The sequence below is a fragment of the Achromobacter sp. 1011811831 genome (assembly GCF_059760905.1).
This window is the reverse complement of the sequence record NZ_JCBANG010000018.1, coordinates 1-12,655: the sequence shown is the minus strand read 5'-3', so window position 1 is coordinate 12,655 and position 12,655 is coordinate 1. Positions and strand designations below refer to the sequence as shown.

16 protein-coding genes are annotated in these 12,655 nt (G+C 68.5%); 11 read left to right on the top strand and 5 right to left on the bottom strand.

The window, feature by feature from the left end; genetic code table 11:
* Window positions 1-345, bottom strand: a complete 345-nt coding sequence (locus AC6LJ9_RS09670; RefSeq protein WP_498147389.1) for a helix-turn-helix domain-containing protein — start codon at window positions 343-345, stop codon at window positions 1-3.
* Between the two features lie 80 nt (window positions 346-425).
* Between AC6LJ9_RS09670 and AC6LJ9_RS09665 the strand changes: the two genes are divergently transcribed.
* The 11 genes from AC6LJ9_RS09665 (at window position 426) to radC (ending at window position 9,599) form a co-directional block, all read left to right on the top strand.
* The gene (locus AC6LJ9_RS09665; protein ID WP_498147388.1) at window positions 426-785 is read left to right on the top strand and encodes an integrative conjugative element protein, RAQPRD family; all 360 of its coding nucleotides are present in this window, start codon (window positions 426-428) and stop codon (window positions 783-785) included.
* Window positions 782-1,021, top strand: a complete 240-nt coding sequence (locus AC6LJ9_RS09660) for a TIGR03758 family integrating conjugative element protein (protein WP_003294214.1) — start codon at window positions 782-784, stop codon at window positions 1,019-1,021. Before AC6LJ9_RS09665 ends, AC6LJ9_RS09660 begins: the two co-directional genes overlap by 4 nt.
* A gap of 22 nt (window positions 1,022-1,043) precedes the next feature.
* Window positions 1,044-1,412: a TIGR03745 family integrating conjugative element membrane protein gene (locus AC6LJ9_RS09655; protein WP_016446157.1), complete on the top strand. Its 369-nt coding sequence runs from the start codon at window positions 1,044-1,046 to the stop codon at window positions 1,410-1,412.
* Window positions 1,413-1,424: 12 nt separating this feature from the next.
* Window positions 1,425-1,835: a TIGR03750 family conjugal transfer protein gene (locus AC6LJ9_RS09650; protein ID WP_498147387.1), complete on the top strand. Its 411-nt coding sequence runs from the start codon at window positions 1,425-1,427 to the stop codon at window positions 1,833-1,835.
* Window positions 1,832-2,524 carry a PFL_4703 family integrating conjugative element protein gene (locus tag AC6LJ9_RS09645; protein ID WP_010792125.1) on the top strand — a complete coding sequence of 231 codons (693 nt, stop codon included), beginning with the start codon at window positions 1,832-1,834 and terminating at the stop codon, window positions 2,522-2,524. The genes AC6LJ9_RS09650 and AC6LJ9_RS09645 overlap by 4 nt, the downstream gene beginning before the upstream one ends.
* Window positions 2,521-3,435: a TIGR03749 family integrating conjugative element protein gene (locus tag AC6LJ9_RS09640; protein ID WP_498147386.1), complete on the top strand. Its 915-nt coding sequence runs from the start codon at window positions 2,521-2,523 to the stop codon at window positions 3,433-3,435. The genes AC6LJ9_RS09645 and AC6LJ9_RS09640 overlap by 4 nt, the downstream gene beginning before the upstream one ends.
* Window positions 3,425-4,858 carry a TIGR03752 family integrating conjugative element protein gene (locus AC6LJ9_RS09635; RefSeq protein WP_498147385.1) on the top strand — a complete coding sequence of 478 codons (1,434 nt, stop codon included), beginning with the start codon at window positions 3,425-3,427 and terminating at the stop codon, window positions 4,856-4,858. The genes AC6LJ9_RS09640 and AC6LJ9_RS09635 overlap by 11 nt, the downstream gene beginning before the upstream one ends.
* Window positions 4,839-5,273 (top strand): TIGR03751 family conjugal transfer lipoprotein, encoded by a 435-nt coding sequence (locus AC6LJ9_RS09630; RefSeq protein WP_274496004.1) that lies wholly within the window; start codon window positions 4,839-4,841, stop codon window positions 5,271-5,273. The genes AC6LJ9_RS09635 and AC6LJ9_RS09630 overlap by 20 nt, the downstream gene beginning before the upstream one ends.
* Window positions 5,273-8,152: a conjugative transfer ATPase gene (locus AC6LJ9_RS09625; RefSeq protein ID WP_498147384.1), complete on the top strand. Its 2,880-nt coding sequence runs from the start codon at window positions 5,273-5,275 to the stop codon at window positions 8,150-8,152. The genes AC6LJ9_RS09630 and AC6LJ9_RS09625 overlap by 1 nt, the downstream gene beginning before the upstream one ends.
* Before the next feature lie 13 nt (window positions 8,153-8,165).
* Window positions 8,166-8,909 (top strand): DsbA family protein, encoded by a 744-nt coding sequence (locus AC6LJ9_RS09620; protein ID WP_498147383.1) that lies wholly within the window; start codon window positions 8,166-8,168, stop codon window positions 8,907-8,909.
* A gap of 195 nt (window positions 8,910-9,104) precedes the next feature.
* Complete coding sequence (gene radC, locus AC6LJ9_RS09615; protein ID WP_003292123.1) at window positions 9,105-9,599, top strand: RadC family protein; 495 nt, start codon at window positions 9,105-9,107, stop codon at window positions 9,597-9,599.
* Window positions 9,600-9,743: 144 nt separating this feature from the next.
* Here radC and AC6LJ9_RS09610 read toward each other — a convergent pair whose 3' ends face one another.
* The 4 genes from AC6LJ9_RS09610 to AC6LJ9_RS09595 all read right to left on the bottom strand — a co-directional run.
* The gene (locus AC6LJ9_RS09610) at window positions 9,744-10,955 is read right to left on the bottom strand and encodes an MFS transporter (protein WP_498147382.1); all 1,212 of its coding nucleotides are present in this window, start codon (window positions 10,953-10,955) and stop codon (window positions 9,744-9,746) included.
* A complete protein-coding gene (locus tag AC6LJ9_RS09605; RefSeq protein ID WP_045786191.1) occupies window positions 10,955-11,410 on the bottom strand; it encodes a chromate resistance protein ChrB domain-containing protein in 456 nt (151 codons plus the stop codon). Before AC6LJ9_RS09605 ends, AC6LJ9_RS09610 begins: the two co-directional genes overlap by 1 nt.
* Window positions 11,411-11,426: 16 nt before the next feature.
* Window positions 11,427-12,452: an MBL fold metallo-hydrolase gene (locus AC6LJ9_RS09600; protein ID WP_082076299.1), complete on the bottom strand. Its 1,026-nt coding sequence runs from the start codon at window positions 12,450-12,452 to the stop codon at window positions 11,427-11,429.
* Window positions 12,453-12,655, bottom strand: a 203-nt coding sequence (locus tag AC6LJ9_RS09595) for a Fe-Mn family superoxide dismutase (RefSeq protein WP_498147381.1), incomplete at its 5' end; no start/stop codon positions are given. It lies immediately after the preceding gene.

Here is a 12,655-nt window from a genome sequence, read left to right as displayed (position 1 = left end):
TCACACTGCCTCCGATTTCTTCCTGTTGATGCTCTCGGCGATCCAGCGATCCAGTTCGGAGCGGCGAAAGCGCCAGGTTCCCCCAAGCTTGAACGCCGGAATCTCGCCTTTCTGGGCAAGGCGATAGACCGTCCGTTTCCCGGCTTTGAGGTAGGCCGCGACCTCCTCAAGCGTGAGGATCTCGCTCTCGACTTCAGTCATCCGGAAACCATCCGATCTGGCCTTTCGTTGATTACGATTGCCAAGTTTAGCCAATTCTACCAAGCTGCGGTAGGTGCTGGCCAACTCCACAATCCCGGGAGCATTGGACGGTTGATCGCCAGCTCGCCCCGGAAATCCGGTCATGCCGTAGTTCCCATTCCCTGCGGCGCAAAGCGAGAGCGCGCCACAGCATCTGGCCATCCGCTTCAACGGGGAATGGCACGATGGGACAGACCAACCGCCGCGCATCCGCATGGCCTTCGCTGGCCGTGCTGTTGGCCGTGTTGCTCTCGGCCATGCAACCCGCCATTGCCGACGACGCTCCTGAGCGTGAGCAGCTCGCTGCGCTCGCCCGCCAACTCGACCTGATCGACCGCATCGCCGAGCACGCCGCCAGTACCGCTCCCCAGGAACGCGCCCGCTACCACTTCGACTACGCCCGGCTGCGCGCCGACCTGAAGCGCGTTCGCGCCGGCCTGCAGGACTACCTCGTGCCCCAGCGCGCCCAGCCGCGCGATCCCGTCCCGCTGGCCGGCGATTACGTCCGCCGCGACCGCGCCGACGACGAGGAGCCGTCGCCATGACGCCCTCTGCCGATCAGGTCGCCGCCTTCCAGGCCAACGGCGGCTTTGCGCCTTCGGCCGTCGCTGCCGTGGTGCTGGGCTTCGTGTTCGCCGTGTTGCTGCTGTGGGGCGTGTGGGCCATGCGCACCGCCTACGTCGGCTGGGCCGAGCACCGCATCACTGAACGTCAGTTCCTCGCCGTCGTCGTGCGCTTCGTGGCGATGTACCTGGTGCTGACCTTCTTCCTCCTCTCCTGACCGTCACGAAAGGCCATACGCCATGAACACGCCACCGACACCCCATCGCATCCCGTCCCGCATCGCCGCACCGCTGCTGCCGCTGGCGCTCGCGGGCCTGCCGCTGTCGGCCTTCGCGCAGGGCCTGCCGACCATGGAAGACCCATCGCGCGGCCAGGGCAGCGGCATCCTGCAGACCTTGCAGAACTACGGCTACGACATCGTGCTGCTGATCGCGCTGCTGGTGGTCGCCTCGATGTTCGTCGGTGTCTGCTATCACGCCTACACCCGCTACTCGGAGATCCACACCGGCCGCGCCACCTGGGGACAGTTCGGCCTGACGGTCGCCGTGGGCGCGATCCTCCTGGTGGTCGGCATCTGGCTGCTCACCAAGGCCACCGGCGTGCTGTGAGGGCGGCAAGCGATGGCCGTCCCTTCGGAGACCCCGCAAGACACGCTGGTGACCTTCCTGCCGCACCGGCTGAACCGCCAGCCGGTGGTCGTGCGCGGGCTGACCGCCGACGAGTTGTGGATCTGCACCGGCCTGTCGGCCGCAGCCGGGTTCGCGCTCGGCCTGCCCTTGGCCTGGCTCACGCACAGCATCGCCATGGTGCCCACGCTGATCGTCGCCGGCATCGCGTTGGGCGTCTTTGTCGGCGGAGGCTTCCTGCGCGCGCAGAAGCGCGGCCGGCCCGACACCTGGCTGTACCGGCAGCTCCAATGGCGGTTGGCCCTGCGGCATCCGGCGCTGGCGGCGCTCCTGGGCGGGCAGCGCCTCATCACCCGCTCGGGCTACTGGACTACCCGGCGCAACACCGATCGAGGGGCGCCATGAGCCGTTTCAAGAACGAGGTTGCGCACCTGCAGGCGCACGTGAAGACGTTGCGTCTGGGGGCCGGCGCGCTGTTCGTGGTGGCGCTGCTGCTCGGCTTCGGTTGGTGGAGTGCGCCGAAGAGTCTCACCATCCATGTGCCGCCGGATCTGCGCTCGGGCAGCACGCGCAAGTGGTGGGACGTGCCGCCCGAGAGCGTGTATGCCTTCTCGTTCTACATCTGGCAGCAGGTACAGCGCTGGCCCACGAACGGCGAAGAAGACTATCCGCGCAACCTGCGCGCGCTGTCGGCCTACCTGACGCCGAGCTGCCGGGCCTTCCTGCAACAGGACTACGAGTACCGGCGCGCCAGTGGCGAGCTGCGTCAGCGCGTGCGCGGCATCTACGAGATTCCCGGCCGCGGCTACGGCGATGATCCGGCCACGCGCGTCAAGGTGGTCTCCGACCGCGATTGGATCGTCACGCTCGACGTGAGCGCGGACGAGTACTACGGCTCCGAGCAGGTCAAGCGCGCCCTGGTGCGCTACCCCATCAAGGTCGTCCGGCTGGACATCGACCCGGAGCACAACCCCTTCGGCCTGGCGCTGGACTGCTACGCCGGCGCACCCCAGCGCATCGAACCGCCGCCGACGCCGACCCAGGCCGGCGCGCCCGCCAACGCCTCCGGCCATCTGCAGGGAGACTCCCCATGAAGCCCATTGCCTTGTCGGCCCTGGCCGGCGTCCTGCTGATCCTCGGTGTCGTGCCGGCCAGCCAGGCCGTGGAAATCCTGCGCTGGGAGCGCCTGCCCCTGCCGGTGCCGCTGGTGGTCGGCCAGGAGCGCGTGGTCTTCATCGACCGCAATGTGCGCGTCGGCGTGCCGGCCAGCGTCGGCGATCACCTGCGCGTGCAGAGTGCCGGCGGCGCGATCTACCTGCGGGCGAGCGAGCCGATTCCGCCCACGCGGCTGCAACTGCAGGACGTGGAATCCGGCGCGCTGATCCTGCTCGACATCGCCGCCGAGCCGGCGAAGGACGGTCAGGCGCCGCTGGAGCCGGTGCGCATCGTGGAAGCGGAAGCCCCCGCGAAGCGCTACGGCGGCGGTGCGGCAAGCGGCGCGGACGAGCAGGCCGACGCGCCCGCAGACAAATCCGTTCCCCGGCGCGAGACGCCGGTACCGGTCGTGCTGACGCGCCATGCCGCACAGAACCTGTACGCGCCGCTGCGCACCGTCGAGCCGGTCGCCGGCATCGGGCGCGTGAACCTGCGCCGTGGCCTCGCACTGGACACCTTGCTGCCGACGCTGCCGGTGCACGCGCGGGCATTGGCCGCGTGGCGCCTGGAAGACCAGTGGGTGACGGCCGTGCGACTCACCAATACCTCGTCGCGCTGGCTCGACCTCGACCCGCGCGCCCTGCAGGGGAACTTCGTGGCGGCGACCTTCCAGCATCCGAACCTGGGGCCGGCCGGCACCCCGTCCGACACCACGGTGCTCTACCTGGTGACGCGCGGCCACGGCCTGGCCGAGTCGCTGCTGCCGGCGCTGAGCCCGATCGACGCCACCGTGAACCTGCCGCCGGCCGCCGCGGCCGGCTCGACCGGAGGAGCGCGCGATGAAGAGTAATCCGCTGCTCAAGTGGCTGCTGATCCCGATGGCGCTGCTGCTGGTGTTCGTCGGCATCAAGCTGTTCTCCGGCGCCCCCGGCGGCCAGCCCGCCCCCAAGGGCGCGGCCAGTACGCTCACGCCCGAGGAGATGAAAGCCCTGGGCATCGCTGGCGACACGCCGCGCGATACCGTTGCCACGCTGGTGGCCCAGGTGAAGCAGTTGCGCACCGAGCTGCAGAGCGCGCTTGGCGACAACAAGCAGCACAAGGCCGAGAACGAGCGCCTGCGTGCGCGGGAAAGCGCGATCGACCAGCGCATCCAGAGCGCGCTGGAAGGCGAACGCAACCGCCTGGAGCAGGAGCGCACCCAGGTGGCCAGCGACAGGCAGCAGACCCAGGGGCTGCTGCAGGATCTGCAGCGGCAACTGGACGGCCTTGCCGGCAAGGGTGGCCCGTCCGACCTGCCCGTCGGGCTGGGGCTGGAAGAGGGTGACGGCAAGCGCTTCAACCGCGGCACCAGTGGCACGCAGTGGGTCGAGCCCGACGATGCCAAGGTCGACGCCAAGAACGCCAGCAAGGAGCCGAGCTTTCCCCTGAGCTTCGGGCCGGCCCAGAAAAGCCTGTCGGCCGCAGCGGAATCCGTCGCCGACGTCGGCAGCCGCGCCGTGGGCGCATCCACGAAGGCCGTCTACACCGTGCCGTCGAACTCGACGCTCATGGGGTCGATTGCCATGACGGCGCTGATCGGGCGCGTGCCGATCGACGGAACCGTCAACGACCCGTACCCGTTCAAGGTGCTGATCGGCCCGGACAACCTCACGGCCAACGGCATCGACATCCCCGACGTGGCCGGCGCCGTGGTCAGCGGCACGGCCTCGGGCGACTGGACGCTCTCGTGCGTGCGCGGGCAAATCCGCTCGGTCACGTTCGTGTTCCAGGACGGCACCATCCGCACGGTGCCGGAGGACAGTGGCAAGGGCGGTAGCAGCGGCGGCAACTCGGGTCACAACGGCGCCAGCATCCAAGGCGGCCTGGGCTGGATCAGCGACCCCTACGGCATCCCCTGCGTCAGCGGCGAGCGGCGCAGCAACGCCCAGCAGTACTTGGGCAGCCAGGCGCTCATCACCGCGGCCGGCGCCGGCGCGGCCTCGCTCATCAAGTCCGACAACGGCAGCGTGGCCGTGGTCGCCAACAGCAACGGCTCGCTGGGCACCGTCGGCATCAGCGGCGTTGATGCGATGGGCCGCATCCTCGCGGGCGGCGTGCGCGACATGGCCGATTGGGTCAACAAGCTCTACGGCCAGGCCTTCGCGGCGGTCTACGTGCAGCCTGGCGCCAGGGTGGCCGTGCATCTGGAGCAGCCGCTCGACATCGACTACGACGCCAAGGGGCGTCGGGTCCACCAACGCACCGGAGAAGCCCATGCCTCGGATCTGGATTGACACGGCCGCCGTGCTGCTGGCGGCCACTCTGCTCGGCGGCTGCGCCACCAGCAAGGAGAAGCTGCTGCCGCACGGCGACAGCACCATGCTCGACATCTGGCATCAGGAGACCGGCGGCAGCGCGGGCGGCGGCCAAGCCGCCCGGCAACTGCTCGATGCGCGCCAGGGCCTGCGCCGGCCGCTGACCGAGGCCGCTGTGCAGGCAACGCCCGGCATGCAGGCGCGCTACACCCGTACCGCGCAGAACGAGATTTACCGCCAGTTCCACCGCCTGCCGAACCCCGACCTGGTGATGTACGTATTCCCGCACCTGGCGGGTACCGACCCGGTGCCGGTGCCCGGCTACAGCACGGTGTTCCCGCTCTACCAGCGCGTGCAGTACGCGATGCCGGGCGAGCGCGTGGAGGACTACTGATGGCCTGGTGGTCACGCAAGCCCGGCGCATCGCCTGCTGACGCCGTGGATGCGGCCGATGATGCCTGGGCACGGCACGTAACGGCCTTGGCGGCACAGGGTGTCGCCGAGCCGGGCAGCGCGCTCGGCCGGGGCCAGCGCAGGCCGGCCACCCAGGCCGACCACGATGCGCTCTATGGCGTCGCGCCGTCGTTCGCGGACTTGCTGCCCTGGGTCGAGTACCTGCCCGGCAGCAAGTGCATGCTGCTGGAAGACGGCCAGTCGGTGGCGGCCTTCTTCGAGCTGGCGCCGGTCGGCACCGAGGGCCGCGTGATGGCCTGGCTGTGGCAGGCGCGCGATGCGCTGGAGAACGCCCTGCAGGACTCCTTCGACGAGTTGGACGACAACCCCTGGGTGGTGCAGCTCTACGCCCAGGACGAGGCCGACTGGGACAACTATCTGCGTTCACTGGCGAACTATCTGCAGCCGCGTGCGCAGGGCAGCGCGTTCAGCGACTTCTACCTGCGCTTCTTCGCCCATCACCTGCGGGCCATCGCCAAGCCGGGGGGCCTGTTCGAGGACACCACGGTGACGCGCCTGCCGTGGCGCGGCCAGGTGCGGCGCGTGCGTATGGTGGTCTATCGCCGCACGTCCGCGGCCCCGACCCCGCGGCGCGGCCAGTCGCCCGAGCAGGCGCTGACCACGATCTGCGACCGCCTCGTCGGCGGGCTGGCGAATGCCGGCGTGAAGGCTCGGCGCCTCGGCGCGGCGGACATCCACGCCTGGCTGCTGCGCTGGTTCAACCCGAATCCGACCTTGCTCGGCGCCACCGCCGAAGACCGGGAACGCTTCTACGCGCTGACCCGCTACCCGGAAGAGCGGGAGGAGGGCGAGATCGAACTCGCCAGCGGTACCGACTTCGCACAACGGCTGTTCTTCGGCCAGCCCCGTTCGGACGTGCCCAACGGCCTGTGGTTCTTCGACGGCATGCCGCATCGGGTGATCGTGATGGATCGCCTGCGCACGCCACCCGTGACGGGCCATCTGACGGGCGAGACGCGCAAAGGCGGCGATGCCATGAACGCGCTGTTCGACCAGATGCCCGAGGACACGGTGATGTGCCTGACGCTGGTCGCCACACCCCAGGACGTGCTGGAGGCGCACCTCAACCACCTCGCCAGGAAGGCCGTCGGCGAAACCCTGGCCTCGGAGCAGACCCGGCAAGACGTGCAGCAGGCGCGCGGCCTGATCGGCAGCGCGCACAAGCTCTACCGCGGTGCGCTGGCGTTCTACCTGCGCGGCTGCGACCTGGCCCAGCTCGATGCGCGCGGCCTGCAGCTCGTCAACGTGATGCTCAACGCCGGCCTGCAACCGGTACGCGAAGAGGACGAGGTGGCGCCGCTGAACAGCTATCTGCGCTGGCTGCCGTGCGTGTTCGATTCGGCTGCCGACAAGCGCCAGTGGTACACCCAGCTCATGTTCGCGCAACATGCGGCGAACCTGGCGCCGGTCTGGGGCCGCAGCCAGGGCACGGGGCATCCGGGCATCACGTTCTTCAACCGCGGCGGCGGCCCGATCACCTTCGATCCGTTGAACCGCCTCGACCGGCAGATGAACGCGCATCTGTTCCTCTTCGGCCCCACGGGTTCGGGCAAGAGCGCGACGCTCAACAACATCCTGAATCAGGTGACGGCGATCTATCGGCCGCGCCTGTTCATCGTCGAGGCGGGCAACAGCTTCGGCCTGTTTGGCGACTTCGCGGCACGATTGGGTCTCACCGTGCATCGGGTGAAACTTGCGCCCGGCGCGGGCGTCAGTCTGGCTCCGTTCGCCGACGCCTGGCGCTTGGTCGATACGCCGAGCCAGGTACAGACGCTGGACGCCGATGCGCTCGACGAAGACCAGACCGATGCCGGCATGGCCGTGGAAGGCGACGAGCAGCGCGACGTGCTCGGGGAGCTGGAGATCACTGCACGACTGATGATCACCGGCGGCGAGGACAAGGAAGAAGCGCGCATGACGCGCGCCGACCGCAGCCTGATCCGCCAGTGCATTCTCGATGCGGCCCAGCATTGCGTGGCGGACAGACGCACGGTGCTCACGCGCGATGTGCGCGACGCGCTGCGCGAGCGCGCCCGCGACGCCACGCTGCCGGAGATGCGGCGCGCACGGCTGCTGGAGATGGCCGACGCCATGGATATGTTCTGCCAGGGCGTGGACGGCGAGATGTTCGACCGTTCCGGCACGCCGTGGCCCGAGGCGGACATCACCATCGTGGACCTGGCCACCTTCGCGCGCGAGGGCTACAACGCCCAACTCTCGATTGCCTACATCTCGCTCATCAACACCGTCAACAACATCGCCGAGCGCGACCAGTTCCTGGGCCGTCCGATCATCAACGTGACGGACGAAGGCCACATCATCACGAAGAACCCGCTGCTCGCGCCCTACGTGGTCAAGATCACCAAGATGTGGCGCAAGCTCGGCGCCTGGTTCTGGCTCGCCACGCAGAACCTCGACGACTTGCCGAAGGCGGCCGAGCCCATGCTCAACATGATCGAGTGGTGGATCTGCCTGTCGATGCCACCCGATGAAGTGGAGAAGATCGCGCGCTTCCGCGAACTCAACGCTTCGCAGAAGGCGCTGATGCTCTCGGCGCGCAAGGAGGCCGGCAAGTTCAGCGAGGGCGTCATCCTGTCCAAGTCGATGGAGGTGCTGTTCCGCGCCGTGCCGCCCAGCCTCTACCTGGCGATGGCGATGACCGAGCCCGAGGAGAAGGCCGAACGCTTCCAGTTGATGCAGCAGCACGGCATCAGCGAACTCGATGCCGCCTTCCGCGTGGCCGAGAAGATCGACCGTGCGCGGGGCATCGAACCCCTGGCGCTGGACACGTTGGCCTGACGGGAGCGACACGATGCGCATGCCTTCATTCGCCCGCCGTCATCCCTGGATCGGTCTGCTGATCGTGGTGACGATTGCGGTTGCCTCGTGGATGCTGCTGCGCGTGCCGCATCCGGCAACCGAGTCCATGCCCCTGGCCGCCGCCGGGTCCGAAGCGCCGAAACCGGCCGGCCCGCCCTGGCTGTATGGCCGTGCCGATGCGCGCTTCACGGTGGTCGGGTACGCCGACCTGGAGTGTCCGTACTGCCGGGCCTATTTCCCCGCGCTCAAGCGCTGGATCGACGCCCATGCCGAGGTGAACTGGCAGTGGCACCACCTGCCGCTGTCCATGCACGAGCCGGCCGCGACTGCCGAGGCACGCCTGGCCGAGTGCGCGGGCGAGACTGGCGGACATGCCACGTTCTGGCAGGCCGTGGCGTGGCTCTACTCGAACACCCGTGGCGACGGCCAGGGCCTGCCGGAGGGCCTGCGCTATCCCGACCTCACGCCAGCCATGCAGCGTTGTCTCGACAGCGATCGCCCCGATGCCGTCATCCGTGCCCAGGCGGCGGAAGCAGCACAGCAGGGCATCGCGGCCACGCCGGCCTTGCAACTGCGCCACCGCGAGTCCGGCAAGACCCTCCTGCTGCACGGTCCCGTCGAAGGCGATGCCTTGCTGTCGGCCATCGACCTGCTCGCCGCCGGCAGCACGACCGCAGCCGAACCCGCCCATTCCCCAGACATGCCCGCCGGCGTCGCCGGTGACATGCCCAGGTAGCCATCGATCTTCAAGGCTGCGGCGCGGCTCGTCCGCGTTGATCGAGACCCGTTCGCATCGCATCCCTTGACGCGAACAGCCACCGCATCCGCGGTGGTGGATGCCCGCTCGTCACCTGTTCCATCCCCATCGTCCCCAGGAGGGTTTGCCCTCCAGGGGCAGGCGCCCTCCGATCTCATCCCTTGGAGGTTCGCCATGTCTCTCGTCATCGCCGACTCCCGCCCGGAGTCGCTCACCCTGATCGCCGCCCAGCACGAAGACTGGATCATCCGGCAGGCCATCACCCTGCTGGAGAACCGCGTGTTCAAGGCCGGTCCGGCGCTGGGCAGTCCCGCCGCCGTGCGCGACTACCTGCGCCTGAAACTGGTCGCGGAGCCGAACGAAATCTTCGCCGTCGTGTTTCTCGACAACCAGCACCAGGTGCTCGCCTTTGAGCCGCTGTTCAAGGGCACGGTCGACCAGACTTCGGTGTATCCGAGGGTGGTGGTCCAGCGTGCGCTGGCGCTCAACGCTTCGGCGCTGATCCTGGCGCATCAGCACCCCTCGGGGAACACCGAGCCCTCGGCCGCTGATCGTGCGATCACCGAGCGGTTGAAGAGCGCCCTGGCCACCGTCGATGTCCGGGTGCTGGATCACTTCATCGTCGGCAAGGGCAGCCCGTACTCGTTCGCCGAAGCCGGCTTGTTGTAGCCCGCAGGCGTCCCTTTCGGGGGGCGCCTGCCTCTTGCCCCTATCCACACGAACTGCCATGGAAAGTTCCGGTTGCCACGTTCGCGATGCGCTCTGATGGTCGCGACTTTCGGAAGCGCGCCATGTGCTTGCGCGCGAGTGCTCTCAAGAGGAGGGTTCCTCGTACTTCCGAAACGCGCGCCAAAGTGCAACGTCATAGGCGATCTTGAGCAGGCCGCAGGCCACCAGCGGCGCCGCCAGCCAGCCAGCGGCGAACAAGGCGCCGCCAATGGCGGGGCTTGCTGCGGCGGCGAGGCTCCTGGGTACGGCGGTGAAGCTTGCCGCCGGGGCGCGCTCGGCCGGCGTTACCACCGCCATGACGAAGGCCGAGCGCGTCGGCACGTCCATCTGCGACAGGGCGCTGCGCAGGAACAGCAGCGCGAGCGCCACCGGCAGGCTGTCGGCGAAGGCGGCGAGGATCAGACAGACGCTCGACGGGATGTGGGTGAACACCATCGTGTTGATCAGGCCAATATGGCGCGCCACCCAGGGGGCGGCGAGCTGGGAGCCGGCCGACAGCAACCCGGCCCAGAAGAAGAACTGGCCGGCGGCGGCGAGCGAGAGGTCGAAACGCTCGAACAGCCAGAGCGCGAGCAAGGTATTGACGATCAACCCGCCGGCGAAGGCATCGACCGAGAACAGTGCCGCCAGTTTGATCACGATGCCGCGCGAAGGCCCCAGCGGCACGGGTGCCGCCTGCGCATGCACACGGTGGTCCGGCAAGGCGCGATACAGGACGAAGATCACGACGCCGGTCAGCCCGTAGGCGACGAACATCAGACGCAACGCGTCGAGCTGGGCCATGCCGGCATCGGTCAGCACTTGCGGGATCACGGTCGCCAGCGAGCCGGTCGCGGCACACAAGGCACCGACGAAGGTATAGCGCGCGAACAGGAAGGTGCGCGCCTCGCCTTGCGCCGATTCGGCCAGCCGCGCCTGCTCCAGCGGCAGGAAGACGCTGACGTCGCCGGAGCTGGGGTTCATCGTACCGACGAAGGCGACGATCAGCAGCGGCCAGAAGGCGCCGATGCCGCCCAGGCCGGCCAGCAGCAGACCCGTTGCGACCATCAGCCAGGCGGCGGCGAGGAGTAGCCGGCGCTGCGGGAAGCGATACCCCCACTGCCCGACCGCCAGGGTTGCCAGCGCCGACCCGAACAGGGTGGCAGTGCTGATCAGCCCGACCTCCCACTTGCCCAACCCCAAGGCCAGCAGATAGACCGGCAGCAGGATGGCCACAAAACCGTCGGTGAAGGCCCGCAGCGCCCGACCGATCAGCAGCAGACGTGCCTCGGGCGCAGCTCCGGGGGGCAGCAGCATCACTTCAAGCCAAGCAGGCGGGCGACCTTCTTCAGTGGCGTGTCGGCGCACCAGGCGTAGAGCGCGTCGTACATCACCATGCCTGCCTTCAGCATCTCGTGGTCGTCGGCGAAGTTGAGCGACAGCCCTTTCGAGATGGCCAGCAGGCCGGCTGCCTCCTTCGCGAGCTGGGGCTGGCCGCAATCGGCAGCGCGCACGATGAGCGCCAGCTTGTTCAGGGCCGGGTCGTCGAGTTCGTATTTGTCGATGAAGGCATCGAAGCTGCAGCGGTCGCCATGGTGGCCGAGCTCGACATTCGGCACGTCATAGGGAATCGCGCCGGTGTCGACGGCGACCTTCAGGACCTCGCCAGCCGGCACGTAGAGGAACTCGGGGGCCTCGTCGATGAAGCGCGTTACCAGCCAGGGGCAGGCGATACGGTCGATCTTGGGGCGTTCGCGGGTGACCCATTTCATCGGGGTCGTCTCCTGTTCAGAAGCCGTCGGCTTCGCTTTCCTGATAGGCCTGATAGGCGTTGCGGCCGTTCAGCTCCTTGAAGTTGGCCAGCGATTGCCAGGCCGAGGCGTCGAAGCCCGACTTCGCCGATTCAATGTCGGTGCCTTTCTTCACCGCATCGTCCATGTGGCGTTTGATGCGTGCCAGGTAGTCGCGGGTTGGATGCTCGAAGGCGGCGAGCGGCGCGGGCTCGCCATGCCCGGGCACGAAGATGGCGCCGTCCAGGGCGCGCAGCGCATCGAAGGCTTCCAGCCAGCCCTTGACGCTGCCATCCGGAATCAGGGCCGGCACTCGGCCGCCGTACAGGATGTCGCCGGCAAACACGGTGCGGTCCGGAAGCACCTGCACCACCAGGCTTCCCTTGGTATGGGCCGTGCCGGCGTGGCGCAAGCGCAGCACGATGCCGCCGCCGAGATCCAGATCGACGGACTCGCCCGCGCCAAGCAATCGGTCCGGTGCGGCCGGCACGGGCCATTCGGCGATGCCGAGAATGCCCGCCGCCGCGCCGGCCATCATGGCGCCGTCGCGGCCCATGCGCTCGGCCGCCTCCCGGCCGGCGAGGATATGGGCACCGGCCCGGCGGAAGACATCGTTGCCGAGAAAACGATGGGGCTGCGAATTGGTATTGACCACATAGCGCACCGGCAGCGCGGTGCGCGCGCGGATGTGGCGCAGCATCGCCTCGGCCATTTCGGGTGAATAGCCGCTGTCGATGACGGCCACGGCCTCCTTGCCGACTACGAAGCCGAGATTCATGCGGAAACCCCGATTGGCCGTGCTCGGGCCCTCATAGGGACCGATCCAGGCCCAGGCATGGGGAGACAACTGTCGAGGTGCAGGCAGAACGTCGGCGTATGACGCCCCCACCCCCAGCAGGCTCAGGAGCACGAGGCCGATCGACCGCGCGAGGCACTGCACGGCTCGACGCGCGCCGCCCCCATTCGGCGTCGGCCTGCTGATCGGTTCATGCGAGAACGATGCAGAGGTAGTGGCGTGCTTCATTCAGCCCTCCACGTTGGCCAATGCGGCCTCGGCCGCCGTCCAGGACAGGTTCTGCATGAAGGCGTCCACATAGGCCGCGGCCTTGGCGCCGAAGTCCATGTGGTAGCTGTGCTCGTACATGTCGAGGGCGATCAGCGGCGTGGCGCCGGCCAGGTTGTGGGCGTGGTCGGCGGCCCAGGCATTCACGAGACGCCTGCGGCGCG

Excerpts from the sequence above, each read along its gene's own strand:
- AC6LJ9_RS09670 (WP_498147389.1), bottom strand. The coding sequence starts at position 345 with ATGACCGGATTTCCGGGGCGAGCTGGCGATCAACCGTCCAATGCTCCC.
- AC6LJ9_RS09665 (WP_498147388.1), top strand. The coding sequence starts at position 426 with ATGGGACAGACCAACCGCCGCGCATCCGCATGGCCTTCGCTGGCCGTG.
- AC6LJ9_RS09660 (WP_003294214.1), top strand. The coding sequence starts at position 782 with ATGACGCCCTCTGCCGATCAGGTCGCCGCCTTCCAGGCCAACGGCGGC.
- AC6LJ9_RS09655 (WP_016446157.1), top strand. The coding sequence starts at position 1,044 with ATGAACACGCCACCGACACCCCATCGCATCCCGTCCCGCATCGCCGCA.
- AC6LJ9_RS09650 (WP_498147387.1), top strand. The coding sequence starts at position 1,425 with ATGGCCGTCCCTTCGGAGACCCCGCAAGACACGCTGGTGACCTTCCTG.
- AC6LJ9_RS09645 (WP_010792125.1), top strand. The coding sequence starts at position 1,832 with ATGAGCCGTTTCAAGAACGAGGTTGCGCACCTGCAGGCGCACGTGAAG.
- AC6LJ9_RS09640 (WP_498147386.1), top strand. The coding sequence starts at position 2,521 with ATGAAGCCCATTGCCTTGTCGGCCCTGGCCGGCGTCCTGCTGATCCTC.
- AC6LJ9_RS09635 (WP_498147385.1), top strand. The coding sequence starts at position 3,425 with ATGAAGAGTAATCCGCTGCTCAAGTGGCTGCTGATCCCGATGGCGCTG.
- AC6LJ9_RS09630 (WP_274496004.1), top strand. The coding sequence starts at position 4,839 with ATGCCTCGGATCTGGATTGACACGGCCGCCGTGCTGCTGGCGGCCACT.
- AC6LJ9_RS09625 (WP_498147384.1), top strand. The coding sequence starts at position 5,273 with ATGGCCTGGTGGTCACGCAAGCCCGGCGCATCGCCTGCTGACGCCGTG.
- AC6LJ9_RS09620 (WP_498147383.1), top strand. The coding sequence starts at position 8,166 with ATGCGCATGCCTTCATTCGCCCGCCGTCATCCCTGGATCGGTCTGCTG.
- radC (WP_003292123.1), top strand. The coding sequence starts at position 9,105 with ATGTCTCTCGTCATCGCCGACTCCCGCCCGGAGTCGCTCACCCTGATC.
- AC6LJ9_RS09610 (WP_498147382.1), bottom strand. The coding sequence starts at position 10,955 with ATGCTGCTGCCCCCCGGAGCTGCGCCCGAGGCACGTCTGCTGCTGATC.
- AC6LJ9_RS09605 (WP_045786191.1), bottom strand. The coding sequence starts at position 11,410 with ATGAAATGGGTCACCCGCGAACGCCCCAAGATCGACCGTATCGCCTGC.
- AC6LJ9_RS09600 (WP_082076299.1), bottom strand. The coding sequence starts at position 12,452 with ATGAAGCACGCCACTACCTCTGCATCGTTCTCGCATGAACCGATCAGC.